Below are 21,554 nucleotides of genomic sequence, written 5' to 3' on the forward strand. Positions count from 1 at the left end.
GCTCCTTTGGTTTTAGAAGAGTACTGCCGTCCCACCTGTTTTATTATCTGGGCGGCTCTTTCTTTTTGTGTCGGCGCAAACTTATATCACGCCGACAATGTTGGCGACACTTGCACATACAACCTTTCGTGTTCTTTACGACGACGTCGCAAACAGTTGGGTTGATGTCGCAAATTCACAGTACCCATGCAGCCGGGCTGACAACTTTATCGCTGTTTCTGGGCCTTTTTGCATCGGTAAAAAAGAGTCCCTGGCAAAACACTTGAATCTCCATTGGGGCAACCCTGCCACCGTTTTTGTTGGCCTCGTGCCCCACTTCTCGTGGTGCGCTTATAGACCATATGTGTCTGGATGCAACAAGCGTGCACAAAGTGCAGGGTTGCCACGTTTATTTTTCTGAACACCTGCCTGTGCTCGTGAAAACCTCGTGAAAACAGGGGTTCAAGCCCTTTTGTATCAGGGGGTTGACGCACTCCCTTGCATGGTGTTGTCACGTTTGTGTTGGGGCGTGACAGCCAAAAACGTTACCGGTTCACCCCGTCAGTGAGTATTTGGCGGATGCCCGACGCACTGAGCGTAGACGCGCTGTGCGGTTTTGGTGCAAAAAAATTACACGCTGTACAGGATTCATACAGTTCAGCGTGAGTGTGTAGTCCGGTACAGCAGGTGTTTTCGGGCATTTTGGGTGTTCGACGGCAGTCCTGGCTCTGTGATGGTGCGCGGTCTCTGTAAGTGTCTCTTGTCGGGGCTGTGCGGGTATGGGCGGCACTGTCATCGTGAAGCCGGGCGCATTCGCAGGTATGCTGCCTGCCTGTCGCTTGGTGCGTTGCCCGTCGGGATGGCCGCTAAGCTGAATGATGTAGATCAGCCGGGAGTGCACGCAGTGTTTGCTTTAGATTCACGACTTCAACAGGACACCCTGACCATCGGCGACTTCCCGTTGTGTCGGCTGCTGCTGTCCAACGATGCCAATTACCCGTGGTTCATCCTGGTGCCACGCCGCGACGATATCAGTGAGTTGTTTCAGTTGGATGTCGCTGACCAGCAGCAGTTGTGGCAGGAAACCACCGCGCTGGCCGAGCTGCTCAAGGACTTGTTCGACGCCGACAAGCTGAACGTCGCGACCCTGGGCAACGTCGTCAGCCAACTGCACATGCATGTGATTGTGCGTAAACGCGATGATGCGGCATGGCCGGCACCGGTCTGGGGCAAGCACCCGGCCAAACCCTACAGCGCAGAGCAGGTAGCAGCCATTCGTGAGCGGCTGCGTCTGGTGCTGACCGAACATTTCACGTTTCTGGAGGGTTGAATCATGAGCCTTGAAGCGCGCGTTACCGATCTGGAAAGCCGTCTGGCTTTCCAGGATGACACCATTCAGGCGTTGAACGACGAGCTGGTGGCGCAGCAGCGTGTGATCGAGCGTCTGCAGCTGCAAATGGCGGCACTGCTCAAGCGTCAGGAAGAAATGGTCGGGCAGTTCGACTCATTTGAAGAAGAGGCGCCGCCGCCACACTATTGATGTCAGCCCCTTTGGGCGGGCATAAAAAAACCGCGAACAGCCTGGCTGTTCGCGGTTTTTTATTGCCAGGGATCAGCGACGCGGCAGGGCGGCGATCACGTCCTCGGCTTGCAGGCCTTTATCACGGTTCATTACCGAGAACTCCACGCGCTGGCCTTCGACCAGAACGCGGTGGCCTTCGCCACGGATTGCACGAAAGTGCACGAAAATATCATCACCGGAATCCCGGGAAATAAAGCCGAAGCCTTTAGAGGTGTTGAACCACTTGACGGTCCCGGTATCGCGGTTGCTCATGTCATAGCTGGCAGGTGCAGCCGCCGGCGAAGACTTGTAAAAGCTGACGGCCAGGTGCAGGACCACGGCAACCAGGGCAATCACCAGGCTGAACAACACGGCCGGTTGACCGGCGATGACTGGCATCGGAGCGATCAGGGTCAGGGTTTGCAGGACGACAGTCAGCACGAGAAGAGCGCTGACCAGGTTTTGCAGATGCTGGCGCGGGCCTTTGTTCCAGTAAGGGATCACTGGAGCGATGACCAGGTTCAGCAGGCCGAAAAAGGCCAGGTAAAGTGCATCGGGTTGTTGCAGGTAAGGAACGGCTTCGGATTTCAAGCTAGGTATGAACGACAGCAGCAAGGCCGCTGCGCCCATTAGCAGGTGGACGATTTTCAACATTTTGATTGGCTCACGTTATGACGGCTCACAAGGAAGAGCTGAAGGCGCACGGTTCGCTTCGGAACAATAAAGAGGCGTTGGACACGTGCCCGGCATCAGCCTATGCGCCACACCCCCGAAAAATGGGGCGTAGCGACACACTGCCTATTTAACAGCAAAGCCTGCGGCTACTCAAATCACCCCGGCCAGCGGCACCTGCCCGGTCGATTTGTCGCACCGCGCGCGCCGATTGCCGGCTGCGAGGTGGCGGTTGCCTTGCTAGAGTGGGTCTGCACCTGCTGGATGAGTCCAATCGCCTTAGGGGGTAAACATGGCAATCGATATCGGTATCAGTGAAGAAGACCGCAAGTCCATCGTCGAGGGGCTGTCGCGGCTGCTGTCGGACACCTACGTGCTGTATCTGAAAACCCATAACTTCCACTGGAACGTCACAGGTCCCATGTTCAGGACCCTGCATCTGATGTTCGAAGAGCAGTACAACGAGCTGGCCCTGGCCGTGGACCTGATCGCGGAGCGCATTCGCGCCCTGGGCTTTCCGGCGCCGGGAGCCTACGCCACCTACGCGCGTCTTTCTTCCATCAAGGAAGAAGAGGGGGTGCCCAGTGCCGAGAACATGATCAAGCAGTTGGTCGAGGGGCAGGAAGCGGTGACGCGCACCGCTCGCGGCATCTTCCCGTTGCTGGACAAGGTCAGTGATGAACCGACGGCCGACCTGCTGACCCAGCGCATGCAGGTGCACGAGAAGACTGCCTGGATGCTGCGCGCGTTGCTGGAGACCTGATCACCAGGTGCGCGGACGTCCCGGGGTGGTGGATGTCCGCGTACTGTTTCAAATCTTACTGATTATGTCGGCTTATCCTACGCAGATGGGCAACTAGTCATCTGGCGCTAACTTTGCGTCTGCGTTTTTATGAGGGCACAGGAAATTGTCTTTATAAAAGCAGCGATGACAAAGGAGTGTCAGCGATATGGTAGGTGGAGACAGGCGAAGCGAACATATCGGTTCGCAACAGGAGATGAAGGTCGATCCGTTTGTCAGTGATTTCGACTTCGAGCTGATCCGGCCGCTGTCCAGGTCGGTGCGTTTGAATGGTTTCGCGACCTGCCTGAGGCTCGAGCAGGTTTACTGGAACATTCTTGGCGCGATGGCCGAAGACAACGGCTGTTCGGTCAGTACGCTGCTGTCCCATGTGGACCGCCAAGTGCACTTGCGTCATGGCGGGGGGAAAAACTTCAGCGGTCTGGTGCGGGTGGTGTGCGTGATGAATGGCCTGCGCGCTACCCCGTCGGCCGTGATGCCCTGAACGGGCAATACTTGAAATGACGTGGCGGGCTGTGCAGTCTTACGGCTGCACAGCCCGCATTTAATGGATATAATCCCGCTCTTTCGCCGCAAAGCCCTGCGCGCGGTGGCAATCTGATCGCCGAGACACCCCCATGCCGATGTACGATTACCAATGTGCTTCCTGTGGTCATCAGTTGGAAGCCATTCAAAAGATCAGCGAGGCACCGCTGGTCGACTGCCCTGCCTGTCAGGCGCCAGAGCTCAAGAAACAGCTGTCCATGCCGGGTTTTCGCCTCAGCGGCAGCGGTTGGTACGAAACCGATTTCAAGACCGGAGCCAAGAAGAATCTGGCCGGTGGCGACAAATCTGACTAGGGTTCAGGCCCAGGTCGAACGACACGCGTGAGATTCCGCAATGCTTGATAGCGACGGGATCTCCACCGAATTTCGAATTACGAGAAGCGAAACCACTACCATGATGCGCAGCCATTATTGCGGCCAACTGAACGAAAGCCTGGAAGGCCAGGAAATTACCCTTTGCGGATGGGTTCACCGTCGTCGCGACCACGGCGGGGTGATTTTCCTCGATATCCGTGATCGTGATGGTCTGGCCCAGGTGGTGTTCGACCCGGATCGCGCCGAGAGCTTCGCCGCCGCTGATCGCGTGCGCAGCGAGTACGTGGTGAAGATCACCGGTAAGGTGCGTCTGCGTCCGGCCGGTGCCACCAACGCCAACATGGCGTCGGGCATGATCGAAGTGCTGGGCTACGAGCTGGAAGTGCTGAACGAGTCGGAACCCCCGCCGTTCCCGCTGAACGAGTTCTCCGACGTTGGCGAAGAAACCCGCCTGCGCTATCGCTTCCTCGACCTGCGTCGTCCGGAAATGGCCGAGAAGCTGCGTCTGCGTTCGCGCATGACCACCAGCATTCGTCGCTTCCTCGACGAAAACGGCTTCCTCGACGTTGAAACACCGATCCTGACCCGTGCCACCCCTGAAGGTGCACGTGACTATCTGGTGCCGAGCCGTACCCACGCCGGTTCGTTCTTTGCCCTGCCGCAATCGCCGCAGTTGTTCAAGCAACTGCTGATGGTCGCTGGCTTCGACCGTTACTATCAGATCGCCAAGTGCTTCCGCGACGAAGACCTGCGCGCTGACCGTCAGCCTGAATTCACCCAGATCGACATCGAGACCAGTTTCCTCGATGAAAAAGAGATCATGGGCCTGACTGAGCAAATGATCCGCAACCTGTTCAAGGAAGTGCTGGATCTGGAGTTCGGCGAATTCCCGCACATGACCTTCGAAGAAGCCATGCGCCGCTACGGTTCCGACAAGCCAGACCTGCGTATTCCGCTGGAACTGGTCGACGTCGCCGATCAGTTGAAAGAAGTTGATTTCAAAGTGTTCAGCGGCCCGGCCAACGATCCGAAATGCCGTATCGCAGCTCTGCGCGTACCAGGCGGCGCAAGCATGCCACGCAAGCAGATCGACGATTACACCAAGTTCGTCGGCATCTACGGTGCCAAAGGCCTGGCGTACATCAAGGTCAACGAGCGCGCTGCCGGTGTTGACGGTCTGCAATCGCCGATCGTGAAAAACATCCCGCTGGAAAACCTCAACGCCATCCTCGATCGCGTTGGCGCAGTTGACGGCGACATCGTGTTCTTCGGCGCCGACAAGGCCAAGATTGTCAGCGAAGCCTTGGGCGCACTGCGCATCAAGCTCGGTCACGACCTCAACCTGCTGACCTGCAAGTGGGCACCGATGTGGGTTGTCGACTTCCCTATGTTCGAAGAAAACGACGACGGCAGCTTCTCCGCGCTGCACCACCCGTTCACCGCGCCGAAGTGCTCCCCGGAAGAACTGGAAGCCAACCCGGCCGGCGCTCTGTCCCGTGCCTACGACATGGTGCTGAACGGCACCGAGCTGGGTGGCGGTTCGATCCGTATCCACCGCAAGGAAATGCAGCAAGCGGTATTCCGCCTGTTGGGTATCAACGAAGCGGAACAGGAAGAGAAGTTCGGCTTCCTGCTCGACGCCCTGAAATACGGTGCGCCGCCGCACGGTGGTCTGGCCTTCGGTCTGGACCGTCTGGTGATGCTGATGACCGGCGCCCAGTCGATCCGTGAAGTGATCGCCTTCCCGAAAACCCAGAGCGCTGCGGACGTGATGACGCAAGCACCGGGTGTGGTGGATGCCAAGGCATTGCGCGAGCTGCACATTCGTTTGCGCGAAACGCCAAAGGCTGAGTAAGACGGGCCTGAAGGCGCATCTTCGGATGCGCCTTTTTTCTTTCTATAGAGAGCAGGTCGAGATTTTTTTGTTTGCTGGCCGCTGCATGAGCAGGGCGGGCAACGTTTCAAAGAGAATTCGGAGCGAGTTATGGCAGGTCATTCCAAGTGGGCGAACATCAAGCACCGCAAAGAACGTCAGGATGCCAAGAGAGGCAAGATCTTCACCAAGTGGATCCGTGAACTGACCGTTGCGGCCCGTCAGGGCGGCGGCGACCCGGGTTCCAACCCGCGTCTGCGCCTGGCGCTGGATAAAGCGCTGAGCGCGAACATGAGCCGTGACATCATCGACCGTGCCGTGGCGCGTGGCGCCGGTGCGACCGAAGCGGACAACGTTGAAGAGCTGACTTATGAAGGTTACGGCCCGGGCGGCGTGGCGGTGATGGTCGAGTGCATGACCGACAACCGCAACCGTACCGCTGCAGCCGTACGTCATGCATTCAGCAAGTGTGGCGGCAACCTCGGCACTGACGGTTCGGTGGCCTATCTGTTCGAACGCAAGGGCCAGATCAGCTTCGCCCCGGGCGTCGACGAAGATGCCCTGACCGAGGCGGCGCTGGAAGCCGATGCCGACGACGTGGTCAGCCATGAAGATGGCTCGATTGACGTGTTCACCTCGTTCACCAGCTTCTATGCCGTGCGCAACGCGCTGGAAGCGGCTGGCTTCAAGGGTGATGACGCAGAAATCGTCATGCAGCCGACCACCAGCGCCGAGCTGGATCTGGATGGCGCGGAGAAGGTGCTCAAGCTGATCGACATGCTCGAGGACCTGGATGACGTGCAGAACGTCTACTCCAACGCGGACATTCCGGAAGACGTGGCCGCTCAGCTCGGTTGAGAGCGACTAGGCTTGAATGTGGGGGCGGGCTTGCTCGCGAAGGCGGATTTTCAGGCAACATCGTTGCTGATGATGAAACCGCTTTCGCGAGCAGGCTCGCTCCCACATTTGTTATGGGTTGATTTGAAAATCGTGCTTTTACCAAATCTGCAGGCGTTATGACTTTAATTCTTGGTATCGACCCCGGTTCGCGTATCACCGGTTACGGGATTGTTCGCGATACCGGGCGCGGTGGCTGCATTTATGTGGCCTCGGGCTGTATTCGCACAGGTGCTGGCGAATTGCATGAGCGTCTGCAGATTGTCTATCGCGGCGTGCGTGAAATCATCCAGACATATGGCCCGATAACCATGGGCATCGAAAAGGTATTCATGGCGAAGAACGCCGACTCTGCGTTGAAGCTCGGGCAGGCGCGCGGCGCAGCGATTGTTGCCGGCGCCGAAGAGTGTCTGGAAATTGCCGAGTACACGGCCACTCAGGTCAAGCAGGCCGTGGTCGGCACCGGCGCCGCCAATAAAGAGCAGGTGCAGATGATGGTCATGCACATGCTCAAGCTGACCAGCAAACCGCAAATCGATGCCTCGGACGCCCTGGCCATTGCCATTTGCCATGCACACACCCGTTCCAGTCTGCTGCCGCACGGCTTGGGAACGGCACGCAGTCGTGGCGGGCGCCTGCGTCTCTGATAGCATCAGCATCAATTTTCCTGAAAGCGGATTTCCTGCGCCTGGGTCGTCGGCCAGGAATCCGCCTTTCGATAGTCGCCAGCCCCCGGCTGGTCAACGCTCAAGGATCTGAAACGTGATTGGACGCTTGCGCGGCACCCTGGCTGAGAAACAGCCGCCGCACCTGATTCTGGATGTAAACGGCCTCGGGTATGAGCTGGAAGTGCCCATGACCACCCTTTATCGTCTGCCGTCGGTCGGTGAACCGCTGACGTTGCACACCCATTTGGTCGTACGCGAAGACGCGCAGTTACTCTATGGTTTCGCCGGCAAGCGTGAGCGAGACTTTTTTCGCGAATTGATCCGTCTCAATGGTGTCGGGCCGAAACTGGCCCTGGCCCTGATGTCGAGCCTGGAAGTCGACGAGCTGATCCGCTGCGTGCAATCTCAGGACACTTCGGCACTGACCAAGGTCCCGGGTGTCGGCAAGAAAACCGCCGAGCGTCTGCTGGTCGAACTGAAAGACCGCTTCAAGGCCTGGGAAACCGTGCCGGCTATGTTCGCCCTGGTGCCGAACCAGCCGGACGGTCCGGCGCCGGTCAACACCGCAGAAAACGATGCGGTCAGCGCGCTGATTTCCCTGGGCTACAAGCCGCAGGAAGCGAGCAAGGCGATTTCCGCCATCAAGGACAAGAACCTGAGCAGTGAAGACATGATCCGCCGCGCCCTGAAGGGAATGATTTAAGTGATTGAAGCTGATCGTCTGATCGCCGCCGCGCACAGCCCGCGCGAGCGCGAAGAAGTCCAGGACCGGGCCATTCGCCCTGTCAGCCTGGCCGACTACATTGGCCAGCCGACGGTCCGCGAGCAGATGGAACTATTCATCCAGGCCGCCCGTGGCCGTAACGAATCCCTCGATCACACGCTGATCTTCGGCCCCCCGGGGCTGGGTAAAACCACCCTGGCCAACATCATCGCCCAGGAAATGGGTGTGTCGATCAAGAGCACGTCCGGCCCGGTGCTTGAACGTCCGGGCGATCTGGCGGCATTGCTGACCAATCTTGAACCGCACGACGTGCTGTTCATCGATGAAATCCATCGTCTGTCGCCGATCGTGGAAGAAGTGCTGTATCCGGCCATGGAAGACTTTCAGCTCGACATCATGATCGGCGAAGGGCCTGCGGCGCGGTCGATCAAGCTGGACCTGCCACCGTTCACTCTCGTCGGTGCCACCACCCGCGCCGGCATGCTGACCAACCCGTTGCGTGACCGCTTCGGTATTGTCCAGCGTCTTGAGTTCTACAACACCGCCGATCTGTCGACGATTGTCAGCCGCTCGGCGAATATTCTCGGCTTGCCGCTGGATCCGGAGGGCGCCTTTGAGGTGGCTCGCCGCGCCCGCGGTACGCCGCGAATCGCCAACCGTCTGCTGCGGCGGGTACGCGATTTTGCTGAAGTCCGGGCCAAGGGCCACATCACCAAGGCAGTCGCCGATCTGGCGCTTAACCTGCTGGATGTCGACGAACACGGCTTCGATCATCAGGACCGGCGCTTGCTGCTGACCATGATCGAGAAGTTCGACGGCGGTCCGGTGGGCATCGACAGCCTGGCGGCGGCGATCAGTGAAGAACGCCACACCATCGAGGATGTGCTGGAGCCGTATCTGATTCAGCAGGGTTACATCATGCGCACGCCACGGGGCAGGGTGGTGACACGGCATGCGTACCTGCATTTCGGTTTAAACATTCCGTCACGAATGGGCGAGATGCCCGTGGTAGACGAGTTTCTCGATGCGGTAGACGATTAGTACACATTTATTGTCGATTTATTCAGCGTTTGTACTGTCACAGGACGGTACTTTTGCGGTAAAGCCTTTGAACAATGAAAAACAGTTGCCTGGCTGGATTGGCAACCCGAGGAGTAAGCACTAGAGTATGCGCGCGCAAAACGGGCTTGAGCCGTTCGCACATCGTTGTCGCGTTTATTACGAGGACACCGATGCCGGCGGCATCGTGTATTACGTTAATTACCTCAAGTTTATGGAACGGGCTCGAACCGAGCGGCTCCGGACGCTGGGCTTTGCCCAGTCGGAACTGGCCGGGGAGGATCTGTTGTTTGTCGTGCATTCCAGCGAAGCGCGCTATCACGCGCCGGCGCGACTGGACGACGAACTGCTGGTAAGCGCTGATGTAATCGAATTGAACCGTGCCAGCCTGCGCTTTAAACAGCAGGTCAGGCGGGCCACGGATAATGTGCTGCTCTGTGAGGGGCAGTTTCTGGTGGCCTGTGTGCGCACCGAAAGTTTGAAACCCCGGGCCATGCCCGAATCCTTGCGTGCGGCCTTTGCCGACGCGGGCGGCACGGGTACACACTCAAAGCAGGAGATAAAGCGTGGAAGCTAACGTCGTCGACCATTCCTCCATGTGGAGCCTGGTCAGCAATGCCAGCATCGTGGTGCAGTTGGTAATGTTGACCCTGGTGGCCGCATCGGTGACCTCATGGATCATGATCTTTCAGCGCAGCAACCTGCTGCGCGCCGGTCGACGCGCCCTGGAGAGCTTCGAAGAGCGCTTCTGGTCGGGTATCGACCTGTCCAAGCTGTACCGTCAGGCCGGCAGCAACCCGGATCCGGATTCGGGCGTGGAGCAGATCTTCCGTGCCGGCTTCAAGGAGTTCTCCCGTCTGCGTCAGCAGCCAGGCGTCGATCCTGAGGCGGTGATGGAAGGTGTGGCGCGTGCCATGCGTGTTGCCATCTCTCGTGAAGAAGAGAAGCTGGAGCAGAGCCTGCCGTTTCTCGCCACCGTCGGTTCGGTCAGCCCGTACATCGGTCTGTTCGGTACCGTATGGGGCATCATGAACTCCTTCCGTGGTCTGGCTCAGGCCCAGCAAGCGACCCTGGCCACCGTGGCCCCGGGTATCGCCGAAGCCTTGATCGCCACGGCGATCGGCCTGTTCGCCGCGATCCCGGCCGTTATTGCTTACAACCGTTTCTCTGCCCGCAGCGAAACCTTGCTGAGCCGCTACTACACCTTCGCCGATGAATTCCAGGCGATCCTGCACCGCAAAGTGCACACCAGCGAAGAATAAGCAGGTAATTTCCAATGGCTTTAATCGCTCGAGCTCGCAAAAAGCGCAAGCCGGTCGCCGAGATGAACGTGGTGCCTTACATCGACGTGATGTTGGTGCTGCTGGTCATCTTCATGGTGACCGCGCCGATGCTCAATCAGGGCGTGAAAGTTGATCTGCCCAAGGTTTCCAGCGAAGCCTTGCCGCAGGACAACAACACTCAGGTCCTGACCATTTCGATCAAGGCTGACAAGACCTACTACTGGAACCTTGGCAGCGAAGTCGATACCGAGAAGCAACAGGACAGGGCCATGACCCTGCCGCAAATGACCGACGCGGTGACCAAGATCATTCGTGCCGGCACTGAAGGCGGCAAACGTACCCAGGTCTTCATCCGCGGCGACAAGACCGTCGACTATGGTTCCGTCATGGGCGCCATGGGCGGGTTGCAGAAAGCCGGGGTCGGTAATGTTGGCTTGATCACCGAGGCCCCCTGATGCAGCAACAGCGAGAGCCGTCCGCCTCGGAAAGCTACTTCTGGCCTAGTGTTCTGGCAATTGTCCTGCACGTGCTGGTGTTCGGCATGCTGTTCGTCAGTTTTGCCTTTACACCAGAGCTGCCGCCGGCCAAGCCGATTGTCCAGGCGACCTTGTACCAACTGAAATCGAAAAGTCCGGCAATCACCCAGACCAATCAGAAGATTGCGGGTGAGGCGAAGAAATCCGCCGCGCGCCAGACCGAAGTCGAGCAGATGGAACAGAAAAAGGTCGAGCAGGAAGCGGTGAAGGCTGCGGAACAAAAGAAAGAAGAAGCGGCTCAAAAGGCCGAGGAAGCCAAGAAGGCCGATCAGGCGAAGAAAGCGGACGAGGCAAAAAAGGCTGATGAAGCCAAGAAAGCCGACGATGCGAAGAAAGCCGAGGCCAAGAAGGCAGAAGAGAAACAATTGGCTGATATAGCCAAGAAGAAAGCCGAAGAAGAGGCTAAGGAAGAGGCCAAGAAAGAGGCCGCTGAAGAAGCCAAGAAGAAGATCGTCGAAGACGCGAAGAAGAAAGCCGCCGAAGACGCCAAGAAAAAAGCTGAAGCTGAAGAGGCGAAGAAGAAAGTCGCCGAGGACGCGAAGAAGAAAGCTGCCGCTGATGCTGCGAAGAAGAAAACGCAGGATGCAGCCCGTAAGTCACTAGAGGACAAGAAGGCTCAGGCATTGGCTGACTTGCTGTCCGATAAAACCGAGCGTCAGGCTACCAAGTCGGATGAGTTGGGTGATGAAACGGCTGGCAACTTCGATGACTTGATTCGTGCGCGAGCATCTGAAGGTTGGGCGCAGCCACCGTCTGCCCGTAAAGGCATGAAAGTGACTCTGCAGATCGGCATGCTGCCTGACGGAACAATCTCGAGCGTCAAGGTTCTTCAATCCAGCGGTGACGCGCCGTTCGACAGTTCTACCGTCGCGGCTGTAAAAAATATTGGTCGATTGACCGAAATGCAGGGTTTGAGTCCAGCGGATTTCGCACCCTATCGTTCATTCAAGATGACATTCACACCTGAGGATCTAGCCTTGTGAGAAACCTTCTTCGAGGACTGCTTGTCGTCATGTTCTGCTTTGCAGGACTGGCCACCGCAGAAGAGAAAAATATCCTGGTCAGCAGTGGCAGCTCCCAGGCGACGCCAATTGCCGTAGTGCCGTTCGGTTTCCAGGGCGGTGCAGTGCTGCCTGACGATATGGCCGAAATCATTGGCAACGATTTGCGGAATTCGGGCTACTACTCGCCGATTCCAAAGCAAAACATGATCAGCCAGCCAAGCCAGCCGAGCGAGATCATCTTCCGTGACTGGAAGGCGGTGAATGCTCAATTCATCATGGTCGGCAGCATTGCTCCAGCGGGCGGCCGTCTGCAGGTGCAATGGGCACTGTTCAACGTGGCCACCGAGCAGAAAGTGGCTGACGGCAGTGTTTCCGGTACTACCGAGCAACTGCGTGACATGGCGCACTTCATCTCTGACCAGTCGTTCGAAAAACTTACCGGTATCAAAGGTGCGTTTTCGACCCGTCTGCTGTACGTGACAGCCGAGCGTTTCTCCGAGAAGAACACTCGCTACACCCTGCAGCGTTCGGACTATGACGGTGCCCGCGCCGTGACTCTGTTGCAATCGCGCGAGCCGATCCTGTCGCCGCGTTTCGCACCGGATGGCAAACGCATCGCCTATGTGTCGTTCGAGCAGAAGCGTCCGCGCATCTTTATGCAGAACATCGACACCGGTCGCCGTGAGCAGATCACCAACTTCGAAGGCCTGAACGGCGCGCCAGCCTGGTCTCCGGATGGCAATCGCCTGGCATTCGTACTGTCGAAAGATGGCAACCCGGACATCTATGTGATGAACCTGGGTTCGCGTCAGATCACTCGCGTGACTGCAGGTCCTGGCATCAACACCGAACCGTACTGGGGCAAGGATGGTTCGACCATCTACTTCACCTCGGACCGTGGCGGCAAACCACAGATCTACAAAACCAGCGCCAGTGGCGGCGGTGCGGAGCGAGTGACCTTCATCGGCAACTACAACGCCAACCCGAAGCTTTCGGCTGATGAAAAGACCCTGGTGATGATTCATCGTCAGGACGGTTTCACCAATTTCAAAGTGGCGGCTCAGGATTTGCAGCGCGGAAGTGTAAAAATCCTAACTGATAGCACTCTGGACGAGTCGCCTACTGTTGCGCCCAACGGCACCATGGTAATCTACGCCACCCGCCAGCAGGGCCGGGGAGTCTTGATGCTCGTGTCCATTAATGGACGCGTGAGGCTCCCGCTTCCTACCGCTCAAGGCGAAGTCAGAGAACCGTCCTGGTCCCCTTACCTGAACTGACGCGGCGCTACACGTTTTACTTAACACACTGGGGTTCATTAGGAGTTTCACGATGGAAATGCTGAAGTTTGGTAAATTTGCTGCGCTGGCTCTGGCCATGGCTGTAGCTGTAGGTTGCTCGTCCAAAGGCGGCGACAACGCCGGTGAAGGCGCTGTTGATCCAAACGCTGGTTACGGCGCAAACACTGGTGCCGTTGACGGTTCCCTGAGCGAAGAAGCTGCTCTGCGCGCAATCACCACCTTCTACTTCGAATACGACAGCTCGGACCTGAAGCCAGAAGCCATGCGCGCTCTGGATGTTCACGCCAAAGACCTGAAAGCAAACGGCGCTCGCGTTGTTCTGGAAGGCAACACCGACGAACGTGGTACTCGTGAGTACAACATGGCACTGGGCGAGCGTCGTGCGAAAGCCGTTCAGCGCTACCTGGTACTGCAAGGTGTTTCCCCAGCTCAGCTGGAACTGGTTTCCTACGGCGAAGAGCGTCCAGTTGCTACCGGCAACGACGAGCAGTCCTGGGCTCAAAACCGTCGCGTCGAACTGCGTAAGTAATTCGATATGCGAACGTGCCGTCGTGCTGTAACTGTTCTGGCTCTCAGCCTCGCGCCGCTTGCGGCGTGGGCTGCGGTTCCTGTGGTCGATGACAACTCCGGTTATAACAATAGCGGGAGCAGTTATCCGCCTGCGGGTTACGGTACGAACGGCGCCTATGCCGGGGGAGCGGCTTCGGCCCCTGCCTCGGCACAGGGCATGCTGTTCAACCAACTGCAACAGATGCAGGATCAGATATCGCGCCAGCAAGGTGTGATTGAAGAACTGCAGAATCAGGTTGCGCGCATGAAGCAGGAATCCCTGGAGCGATACCAGGATCTTGATCGGCGCATAGGATCCGGTGCTGCACCTGCCGCGACTCCTGAGAATTCTTCTGCCGGTGGCGATGCAAGTGCTGCTGCCGGTGCTGCCGCTGGCGCCGGGGCTGCTGCCCAGGCACCTGCTGCGAGTAGCGAACCGGGTGATCCGGCCAAGGAAAAGCTGTATTACGATGCGGCTTTCGACCTGATCAAAGCCAAGGATTTCGACAAGGCCAGCCAGGCTTTCTCGGCATTCCTGCGCAAATACCCGAACAGTCAATACGCGGGCAATGCCCAGTACTGGTTGGGCGAAGTCAATCTGGCCAAGGGCGATCTGCAAGGTGCAGGTCAAGCGTTTGCCAAGGTTTCGCAACTGTATCCCAAGCATGCCAAAGTGCCGGATTCGCTGTACAAGCTGGCTGACGTAGAGCGCCGCCTCGGTCACACCGACAAGGTCAAAGGCATTCTGCAACAGGTGGTTTCCCAATACCCGGGGACCTCTGCAGCTCAGTTGGCCCAACGCGATCTGCAACGCATGTAACTGTGCTTCACCCCGTTTGGAAGAAACCCGCGCTTGTCGCGGGTTTTTTCGTTAGAATTCACGCCCTTTTTCTGAAACACGCTTCTGGTGATCTACGCGTTGGCGGGGTTACCTGAAGTGCCTGACGGAGGCGGACAGCCTGTTTAGCTGTTACGCCCGTGGCGACTATGCAAGACACATTGAGAATCACCGAAGTTTTCTACTCGTTGCAGGGGGAAACGCGGACTGCCGGGCTGCCCACGGTTTTTGTGCGCCTGACCGGTTGCCCATTGCGTTGCCAGTACTGCGACAGCGCCTATGCGTTCACCGGCGGTACGATCCGCACCCTCGACGATATCCTTGAGCAGGTGGCCGGGTTCCGCCCACGCTATGTGTGTGTCACTGGCGGTGAGCCGCTGGCACAGCCCAATGCCATTCCCTTGCTCAAGCGGTTGTGTGATGCCGGTTACGAGGTCTCGCTGGAAACCAGCGGTGCCCTCGACGTTTCGGCCGTCGACCCACGGGTCAGCCGCGTTGTCGACCTGAAGACGCCGGGCTCGAAAGAAGCGCATCGCAACCGTTACGAGAATATCGAACTGCTGACTCCCAACGATCAGGTGAAATTTGTCATCTGCTCGCGGGAAGACTATGACTGGGCGGTTTCCAAGCTGATCCAGTACGGGCTCGACCGGCGTGCCGGCGAAGTCCTGTTTTCTCCAAGTCACCATGACCTCAACGCAAGGGATCTGGCGGACTGGGTGGTGGCGGATAACCTGCCAGTGCGGTTGCAACTGCAACTGCATAAATATCTATGGAATGATGAGCCGGGGCGCTGAGATGACTGAACAACAGAACACTAACGAAAAACGTGCGGTAATCCTGCTGTCGGGTGGCCTGGATTCGGCCACCGTGGTGGCGATGGCTCGGGCCGAAGGCTACGCCTGCTACACCATGAGCTTCGATTACGGTCAGCGCTCCCACGCTGAGCTGCACGCCGCTGCTCGCGTGGCCCGTGACCTGGGTGTGGTCGAGCACAAAGTGATCGGCCTGAACCTGAACGGCATGGGTGGTTCGGCACTGACCGACACCAGCATCGATATTCCGGAAGAGCTGGGCGAGGGCATTCCGGTGACCTACGTACCAGCCCGCAACACCGTGTTCCTGTCTCTGGCGTTGGGCTGGGCGGAAGTGCTTGGCGCCCGTGACATCTTCATCGGCGTCAATGCGGTGGATTATTCCGGTTACCCGGATTGCCGTCCCGAGTTCATCGAATCGTTTGAGCGTATGGCCAACCTGGCGACCAAGGCGGGCGTGGAAGGCAATGGCTTTCGCATTCAGGCGCCGCTGCAGAACCTTAGCAAGGCACAGATCGTCCAGGCCGGCGTGAAGCTGGGCGTTGATTATGGCCTCACCGTTTCCTGCTATCAGGCCGACGATGAAGGCCGCGCGTGCGCCAAATGCGACAGCTGCCGCCTGCGCGCAGAAGGCTTTGCGGCCGCTGGTGTGGACGACCCAACACCTTATTTTTGATTATTTTAAAAAAGGTGTTGAATAGTCCTTAAAAATCAGTATTATACGCGCCACCACACAGCGGGTCGTTAGCTCAGTTGGTAGAGCAGTTGGCTTTTAACCAATTGGTCGTAGGTTCGAATCCCACACGACCCACCATATTTGGCGGTTTAGAAAATCCGGAAGGCCCACGAAAGTGAGGATTTCCGGGTTTTTTTTTGCCTGCAATTCGGGTGAGCATTTGTTCAGTGCCGTCGGTGCTGACACAGGTCAGAATGATCTTTTGTATCAACGGGATATTCTGTAGCCTTGCGCAGCTTCAATGCTGTCCGTGCCTGATAATACTCACTCTCCCGGCGGTACCCTCAAGCGGTCCGGAGCCGGGTGTATACTCGACTTTCGCGCGAAAGCGCCTGCAGGTCTTGCGAACATGACGCAGATTTCCGAACGCCTTCTGGTTCAAGCCCACCTCGATGCCAAACAGCCCAAACCGCTGACGGCCGAGGAAGAGGCTTATTACCGTTCTGCCATCGCCGCCGAGCTCAAGGCTCAGGACGCGGTGTTGGTTGCCCACTTTTATTGCGATCCGGTGATTCAGGCCCTGGCCGAAGAAACCGGTGGCTGTGTTTCCGACTCCCTGGAGATGGCTCGCTTCGGCAATGCCCATCCGGCCAAGACCGTAGTGGTCGCCGGTGTGAAGTTCATGGGTGAGACGGCGAAGATTCTCAACCCGGAAAAACGCGTGCTGATGCCGACCCTCGACGCGACTTGCTCGCTGGACCTGGGTTGCCCGGTCGACGAGTTCTCGGCGTTCTGCGATCAACATCCGGAGCGTACTGTGGTGGTGTATGCCAATACCTCCGCAGCGGTCAAAGCCCGGGCTGACTGGGTCGTGACCTCGAGCTGCGCGCTGGAGATCGTCGAAAGCCTGATGGACAACGGCGAGACCATCATCTGGGGCCCGGACAAGCACCTGGGGACTTACATCCAGCGCAAGACCGGCGCCGACATGCTGCTGTGGGACGGTGCCTGTATCGTTCACGAGGAGTTCAAGTCCAAGCAGCTCGAAGACATGAAGGCGCTGTACCCGGACGCGGCGATTCTGGTGCACCCGGAGTCGCCGACCTCGGTGATCGAACTGGCGGATGCAGTAGGTTCTACCAGTCAGTTGATCGCTGCCGCGCAAAGCCTGCCGAACAAGACCCTGATCGTCGCCACCGATCGCGGCATCTTCTACAAGATGCAGCAGTTGTGCCCGGACAAGGTCTTCATCGAGGCGCCAACCGCCGGTAACGGCGCAGCGTGCCGCAGTTGCGCACATTGCCCGTGGATGGCCATGAACACCCTTGAGCGTACGCTCAAGAGCTTGAAGGAAGGGACGAACGAGATCTTTGTCGATCCGGCATTGATTCCGCAGGCGATCCGTCCGTTGAAGCGCATGTTGGACTTTACTCAGACCGCGCGGATGAAGCTGGCGGGTAACGCCTAAGCTCTAAAGGCAGCATACAAAACCTGTGGGAGCGGGCTTGCTCGCGAAGGCGTCATATCAGTCAACATCTAACTCGACTGATACGGCGCCTTCGCGAGCAAGCCCGCTCCCACAGTTGTTTCTGCGTTTTGGAGGGTTATTTGGTTTTCTTCGGAATCCGCACCACGCGGGTATCGGAATAGATGTCATGCCACGTGCGCTTCTGCTGGTCATACAGCGACCAGAAGAAGCCAAGCCCCACGCACAGCCATGATGCGATCGACACCATGAAGCGCAGCAGCGCCTGCCACAGGCTGATCGCGCTGCCATCAGCGTTCTGTACGCGAATCCCCCACACCTGCATGCCCAGCGTCTGCCCGCCGTGGGTCCAGAACTTGGCGAAGAAGGCGAACAGCACCAGCAGCAGCACCGTGGAGTACAGTGGATCGCCATCCATTTTTCCGGCATCGGTCAGCACGCGCAGGCGTTCTTCGCCGATGATCGCGGCCTGGATCAGTTTGTAAATGAAACCGGTGACGATCAGCAGGGCGGTGCACAGCAGAAAGTCATAGAACATCGCGGCCAGACGACGGCCCAGGCCTACGGCAGGAAAATCGCCCTGGGGAGTGAGCAGGTTTTTCGACATGGCAGCCTCTGGACGCAAATGGAAGCGCCATTTTACGGATTCGCGCGCACAAAAAAGCCCCTGATATCAATATCAGGGGCTTTTTCGTTACAGAAGATTAAGCTTCAGCTTGTACTTCGTCAGCCTGCATGCCTTTCTGGCCTTGCACTGCAACGAAGGTCACTTTCTGGCCTTCTTTGAGGCTCTTGAAGCCGTTGCCCTGGATGGCGCGGAAATGCACGAACAGATCCGGACCGCTTTCTGGAGTGATAAAACCAAAACCTTTCTCGTCGTTAAACCACTTGACGGTACCGCTCTGACGTGTGGACATTTCTTATTTCCTTTGACGCAAAAAATTAATGACAGTCTCTTTCTCATGAAAGAGTACTGGGGCTGGTTGCAGGAGAGTAAGAAGACGTCGAACGGGATGTAGCTAACTTTGTAGGCTACTGCCCAGGTCACGATTCCAAGCTGACCCATGCAAACACAGTGGACAAACTCTACGCCAACTACGGGAGAAAAAACAAGCCCCGTGAAGGCCCCGGTTTTCCTGCCCTTGCTGGCAATTAGTCAGTTCACTAGTGCGGCTTAGACGATTAACCTGCTCAATTGTTTTCGATTGTTATAAGCAAAGTTCATATTCGAATCAAATGTTAGAAAATGCACTTTTTTGTGGCGATTGCGTTACACATTAGTGCACGCATAACGCAATCGCGTTACGTATAGAAACAGTCAATCAACCACGGTAGTAGCGTTGTGGAACAAATGGCATTTTGCTTACAAGCATTTGCACCTTTTTCCCACGGACGATGGCCCAGACTGGCGTGTCGAGGGTGACATAAGCGCTGTCGAGGTAACCCATCGCCAAAGGACCGCCCAAGGTCGGACCGAAGCCGCCGCTGCACACGCTGCCGATGATCTCGCCGGCTTCGTTGACGATTTCCGCGCCTTCACGCACGGGGGTACGTTCTTGTGGCAGCAGGCCGACGCGTTTGCGTGCGACGCCGTTCTGTTGCTGAGCGAAAACTGTCTCCGCCCCCGGGAAACCGCCGGCCCGTGCGCCATCAGCGCGTCGTGGCTTGGAGATCGCCCACAGCAGGCTGGCTTCGATCGGCGTGGTGTCGGTGTTCATGTCGTGGCCGTACAGGCACAGGCCGGCTTCCAGGCGCAGCGAATCGCGAGCGCCGAGGCCGATGGCCTGGACTTCCGGTTCGGCGAGCAGGGCGCGGGCGAGTTTTTCCGCGTCGGCTGCCGGTACCGAGATTTCGAAACCGTCTTCACCGGTGTAGCCCGAGCGGCTGACGAAGCAATCCACGCCCAGCAGTTGTACGCGGTTGAACTGCATGAACGTCATCTTCGCCACTTCCGGCGCAAGTCGCGCCAGCACGGTGACCGCTGCCGGACCTTGCAACGCCAGCAGCGCGCGCGCTTCGAACAGCTCCGTAATGGTGCACTGATCGCCGATGTGCTTTTGCAGATGCGCGAGGTCCTGATCCTTGCACGCGGCGTTGACCACCAGGAACAGCTCGTCGTTACCGAGGTTGGCGACCATCAGGTCGTCGAGGATGCCACCGCTCTCGTTGGTGAACATCGCGTAGCGCTGCATGCCCACCGGCAGGTCGATGATGTCCACGGGTACCAGGGTTTCCAGGGCCTTGGCGGCATTGGCGCCGGTCAGGCGAATCTGGCCCATGTGCGAGACATCGAACAGCCCGGCCTGCTCGCGGGTGTGCTGGTGTTCCTTCATCACGCCCAGGGGGTATTGCACCGGCATATCGTAGCCGGCGAACGGCACCATGCGGGCGCCGAGTTCGAGGTGCAGAGCGTGCAGCGGGGTTTTCGACAGTTGTTCGGTGGACATGCGGGACTCCTTGATTCGCGCCAATCCTCTCCCGGAGGGAGAGGGGGCTAATTAGCATTCGATAATGTTGACCGCGAGACCGCCACGGGCGGTCTCCTTGTATTTGCTTTTCATGTCGGCGCCGGTCTGGCGCATGGTGCGGATGACCTTGTCGAGGGAGACGAAGTGTTGCCCGTCGCCACGCATCGCCATGCGCACCGCGTTGATCGCCTTCACCGAACCCATCGCGTTGCGCTCGATGCATGGCACCTGCACCAGCCCGCCAATCGGGTCGCAGGTCAGGCCGAGATTGTGTTCCATGCCGATTTCCGCAGCGTTTTCCACTTGCTGCACGCTGCCGCCAAGGACTTCACACAACGCACCGGCGGCCATCGAGCAGGCGACGCCGACCTCGCCCTGACAGCCGACTTCAGCACCGGAGATCGAGGCGTTTTCCTTGTACAGAATGCCGATGGCGGCGGCAGTCAGCAGAAAGCGCACGACACCGTCATCGTTGGCACCCGGGATAAAACGCATGTAGTAATGCAGCACTGCCGGGATGATCCCCGCCGCGCCGTTGGTGGGCGCAGTCACCACGCGTCCGCCGTTGGCGTTTTCTTCGTTGACTGCCAGCGCGTACAGGTTGACCCAGTCGAGCACCGACAGCGGATCGCGCAATGCTGATTCCGGGTTCTTGCACAATTGCCGATGCAGTGCTGCCGCCCGGCGTTTGACCTTCAGCCCGCCCGGCAGAATGCCTTCGTTGCGGCATCCAGCGGCGACGCAGTCCTGCATCACCTGCCAGATTTTCAGCAGACCGGCGCGGGTCTCCGCCTCCGGACGCCAGGCGCTTTCGTTGGTCAGCATCACCTGACTGATCGACAGACCGTAGGTAACGCAATGGCCGAGCAGGTCCTTGGCACTTTTGAACGGGAAGGTCAGCGCGGTGGCATCTTCGACGATGCGGTCGGCACCGGCCGCGTCTTCGTCGACTACGAAACCACCGCCCACCGAGTAGTATTCGCGGCTGCGGATTTGAATGCCCGCCGCATCGAACGCACGGAAGATCATGCCGTTGGGGTGATAGGCCAGCGGCTTGCGGATCATCGCCAGGTGTTCTTTCTCGTTGAACGCAATGCTGTGTTCACCGAGCAGGTTCAGCCGGCCATTGCCGCGAATCTCTTGCAGGCGCGCGGCGACGGTTTCGGTATCAACGGTGTCCGGATGTTCGCCTTCGAGGCCGAGCAACACGGCTTTGTCGCTGCCGTGGCCCTTGCCGGTGGCGCCGAGAGAGCCGTACAGCTCGACTTTTACGGTGTTGGTTGCAGACAGCAGGTTGTCCCGGCGCAGGCCTTCGGCGAAGCGCGCAGCGGCACGCATCGGGCCGACGGTGTGGGAGCTGGAAGGGCCGATGCCAATCTTGAACAGGTCGAACACGCTTAACGACATGAGTGGTTCTCCGGTTTCTTGTTATAGAAATTGGCGCAAGCTCAAGGCTGGACACAAATCCCCTGTGGGAGCGGGCTTGCTCGCGAATGCGGTGTGTCA

The 21,554-nt window shown here is 58.2% G+C and carries 25 protein-coding genes and 1 tRNA gene; 21 read left to right on the forward strand and 5 right to left on the reverse strand.

Annotation, left to right across the window (positions count from 1 at the left end; translation table 11 throughout):
- Positions 1 to 883 precede the first annotated feature (883 nt).
- Both PseAD21_RS06845 and PseAD21_RS06850 read left to right on the forward strand, forming a co-directional pair.
- A complete protein-coding gene (locus PseAD21_RS06845) occupies positions 884 to 1,309 on the forward strand; it encodes an HIT domain-containing protein (protein ID WP_102355036.1) in 426 nt (141 codons plus the stop codon).
- Between the two features lie 3 nt (positions 1,310 to 1,312).
- Positions 1,313 to 1,519, forward strand: coding sequence for a SlyX family protein (locus tag PseAD21_RS06850; RefSeq protein ID WP_064588916.1), 207 nt, complete (start codon positions 1,313 to 1,315; stop codon positions 1,517 to 1,519).
- 72 nt (positions 1,520 to 1,591) lie between these two features.
- Here PseAD21_RS06850 and PseAD21_RS30155 read toward each other — a convergent pair whose 3' ends face one another.
- On the reverse strand, positions 1,592 to 2,194 hold the full coding sequence (locus PseAD21_RS30155; RefSeq protein ID WP_102355037.1) for a cold-shock protein: 603 nt from the start codon (positions 2,192 to 2,194) through the stop codon (positions 1,592 to 1,594).
- Positions 2,195 to 2,504: 310 nt separating this feature from the next.
- On the opposite strand from PseAD21_RS30155, the gene PseAD21_RS06860 reads away from it, so the two are divergent.
- The 19 genes from PseAD21_RS06860 to nadA all read left to right on the forward strand — a co-directional run bounded on the left by PseAD21_RS06860 (position 2,505) and on the right by nadA (position 17,562).
- Positions 2,505 to 2,975: a Dps family protein gene (locus tag PseAD21_RS06860; protein ID WP_064588914.1), complete on the forward strand. Its 471-nt coding sequence runs from the start codon at positions 2,505 to 2,507 to the stop codon at positions 2,973 to 2,975.
- Between the two features lie 187 nt (positions 2,976 to 3,162).
- Positions 3,163 to 3,498 carry a ribbon-helix-helix domain-containing protein gene (locus PseAD21_RS06865; protein WP_102355038.1) on the forward strand — a complete coding sequence of 112 codons (336 nt, stop codon included), beginning with the start codon at positions 3,163 to 3,165 and terminating at the stop codon, positions 3,496 to 3,498.
- A gap of 133 nt (positions 3,499 to 3,631) precedes the next feature.
- Complete coding sequence (locus PseAD21_RS06870) at positions 3,632 to 3,853, forward strand: FmdB family zinc ribbon protein (protein WP_003227532.1); 222 nt, start codon at positions 3,632 to 3,634, stop codon at positions 3,851 to 3,853.
- Positions 3,854 to 3,953: 100 nt separating this feature from the next.
- Positions 3,954 to 5,729 (forward strand): aspartate--tRNA ligase, encoded by a 1,776-nt coding sequence (gene aspS / locus PseAD21_RS06875; RefSeq protein WP_102355039.1) that lies wholly within the window; start codon positions 3,954 to 3,956, stop codon positions 5,727 to 5,729.
- Positions 5,730 to 5,858: 129 nt separating this feature from the next.
- The gene (locus tag PseAD21_RS06880) at positions 5,859 to 6,605 is read left to right on the forward strand and encodes a YebC/PmpR family DNA-binding transcriptional regulator (protein ID WP_102355040.1); all 747 of its coding nucleotides are present in this window, start codon (positions 5,859 to 5,861) and stop codon (positions 6,603 to 6,605) included.
- A gap of 158 nt (positions 6,606 to 6,763) precedes the next feature.
- Complete coding sequence (ruvC, locus tag PseAD21_RS06885; RefSeq protein ID WP_102355041.1) at positions 6,764 to 7,291, forward strand: crossover junction endodeoxyribonuclease RuvC; 528 nt, start codon at positions 6,764 to 6,766, stop codon at positions 7,289 to 7,291.
- A 115-nt stretch (positions 7,292 to 7,406) separates the two neighbouring features.
- The gene (ruvA, locus tag PseAD21_RS06890) at positions 7,407 to 8,015 is read left to right on the forward strand and encodes a Holliday junction branch migration protein RuvA (RefSeq protein WP_025112788.1); all 609 of its coding nucleotides are present in this window, start codon (positions 7,407 to 7,409) and stop codon (positions 8,013 to 8,015) included.
- Positions 8,016 to 9,077 carry a Holliday junction branch migration DNA helicase RuvB gene (ruvB, locus tag PseAD21_RS06895; protein WP_064588910.1) on the forward strand — a complete coding sequence of 354 codons (1,062 nt, stop codon included), beginning with the start codon at positions 8,016 to 8,018 and terminating at the stop codon, positions 9,075 to 9,077. It begins immediately after the preceding gene.
- A 127-nt stretch (positions 9,078 to 9,204) separates the two neighbouring features.
- On the forward strand, positions 9,205 to 9,672 hold the full coding sequence (gene ybgC, locus PseAD21_RS06900) for a tol-pal system-associated acyl-CoA thioesterase (protein ID WP_047599520.1): 468 nt from the start codon (positions 9,205 to 9,207) through the stop codon (positions 9,670 to 9,672).
- Positions 9,662 to 10,357 (forward strand): protein TolQ, encoded by a 696-nt coding sequence (gene tolQ / locus PseAD21_RS06905; RefSeq protein ID WP_003227517.1) that lies wholly within the window; start codon positions 9,662 to 9,664, stop codon positions 10,355 to 10,357. The genes ybgC and tolQ overlap by 11 nt, the downstream gene beginning before the upstream one ends.
- Positions 10,358 to 10,380: 23 nt before the next feature.
- Complete coding sequence (tolR, locus tag PseAD21_RS06910) at positions 10,381 to 10,833, forward strand: protein TolR (protein WP_161806672.1); 453 nt, start codon at positions 10,381 to 10,383, stop codon at positions 10,831 to 10,833.
- Positions 10,833 to 11,897 (forward strand): cell envelope integrity protein TolA, encoded by a 1,065-nt coding sequence (tolA, locus tag PseAD21_RS06915; RefSeq protein ID WP_102355042.1) that lies wholly within the window; start codon positions 10,833 to 10,835, stop codon positions 11,895 to 11,897. Before tolR ends, tolA begins: the two co-directional genes overlap by 1 nt.
- A 29-nt stretch (positions 11,898 to 11,926) precedes the next feature.
- Positions 11,927 to 13,195 (forward strand): Tol-Pal system beta propeller repeat protein TolB, encoded by a 1,269-nt coding sequence (gene tolB / locus PseAD21_RS06920; protein ID WP_218244969.1) that lies wholly within the window; start codon positions 11,927 to 11,929, stop codon positions 13,193 to 13,195.
- 52 nt (positions 13,196 to 13,247) lie between these two features.
- The gene (gene pal / locus PseAD21_RS06925; RefSeq protein ID WP_003178634.1) at positions 13,248 to 13,745 is read left to right on the forward strand and encodes a peptidoglycan-associated lipoprotein Pal; all 498 of its coding nucleotides are present in this window, start codon (positions 13,248 to 13,250) and stop codon (positions 13,743 to 13,745) included.
- A gap of 6 nt (positions 13,746 to 13,751) precedes the next feature.
- Positions 13,752 to 14,585, forward strand: a complete 834-nt coding sequence (gene ybgF, locus PseAD21_RS06930; protein WP_025112794.1) for a tol-pal system protein YbgF — start codon at positions 13,752 to 13,754, stop codon at positions 14,583 to 14,585.
- Between the two features lie 167 nt (positions 14,586 to 14,752).
- Complete coding sequence (queE, locus tag PseAD21_RS06935) at positions 14,753 to 15,400, forward strand: 7-carboxy-7-deazaguanine synthase QueE (RefSeq protein WP_064588906.1); 648 nt, start codon at positions 14,753 to 14,755, stop codon at positions 15,398 to 15,400.
- Between the two features lies 1 nt (position 15,401).
- Positions 15,402 to 16,094, forward strand: a complete 693-nt coding sequence (gene queC, locus PseAD21_RS06940) for a 7-cyano-7-deazaguanine synthase QueC (RefSeq protein ID WP_102355044.1) — start codon at positions 15,402 to 15,404, stop codon at positions 16,092 to 16,094.
- A 62-nt stretch (positions 16,095 to 16,156) separates the two neighbouring features.
- Positions 16,157 to 16,232 (forward strand) — tRNA-Lys (locus tag PseAD21_RS06945).
- A 271-nt stretch (positions 16,233 to 16,503) separates the two neighbouring features.
- Positions 16,504 to 17,562, forward strand: a complete 1,059-nt coding sequence (gene nadA, locus PseAD21_RS06950; protein WP_102355045.1) for a quinolinate synthase NadA — start codon at positions 16,504 to 16,506, stop codon at positions 17,560 to 17,562.
- A 136-nt stretch (positions 17,563 to 17,698) separates the two neighbouring features.
- Here the strand turns inward: nadA and PseAD21_RS06960 are convergent, their stop codons facing one another.
- From PseAD21_RS06960 to PseAD21_RS06975, 4 genes are all read right to left on the reverse strand, one after another.
- The gene (locus PseAD21_RS06960) at positions 17,699 to 18,187 is read right to left on the reverse strand and encodes an RDD family protein (protein WP_102355046.1); all 489 of its coding nucleotides are present in this window, start codon (positions 18,185 to 18,187) and stop codon (positions 17,699 to 17,701) included.
- Between the two features lie 97 nt (positions 18,188 to 18,284).
- On the reverse strand, positions 18,285 to 18,497 hold the full coding sequence (locus PseAD21_RS06965) for a cold-shock protein (protein WP_003227496.1): 213 nt from the start codon (positions 18,495 to 18,497) through the stop codon (positions 18,285 to 18,287).
- Between the two features lie 405 nt (positions 18,498 to 18,902).
- Positions 18,903 to 20,027 carry a glycine cleavage system aminomethyltransferase GcvT gene (gene gcvT, locus PseAD21_RS06970; protein ID WP_102355047.1) on the reverse strand — a complete coding sequence of 375 codons (1,125 nt, stop codon included), beginning with the start codon at positions 20,025 to 20,027 and terminating at the stop codon, positions 18,903 to 18,905.
- Positions 20,028 to 20,078: 51 nt separating this feature from the next.
- On the reverse strand, positions 20,079 to 21,455 hold the full coding sequence (locus PseAD21_RS06975) for an L-serine ammonia-lyase (protein ID WP_102355048.1): 1,377 nt from the start codon (positions 21,453 to 21,455) through the stop codon (positions 20,079 to 20,081).
- Between the last annotated feature and the right edge of the window lie 99 nt (positions 21,456 to 21,554).

The sequence above is a fragment of the Pseudomonas sp. AD21 genome (genome assembly GCF_002878485.1).
In the GTDB taxonomy this organism is placed as follows: Bacteria; Pseudomonadota; Gammaproteobacteria; order Pseudomonadales; family Pseudomonadaceae; genus Aquipseudomonas.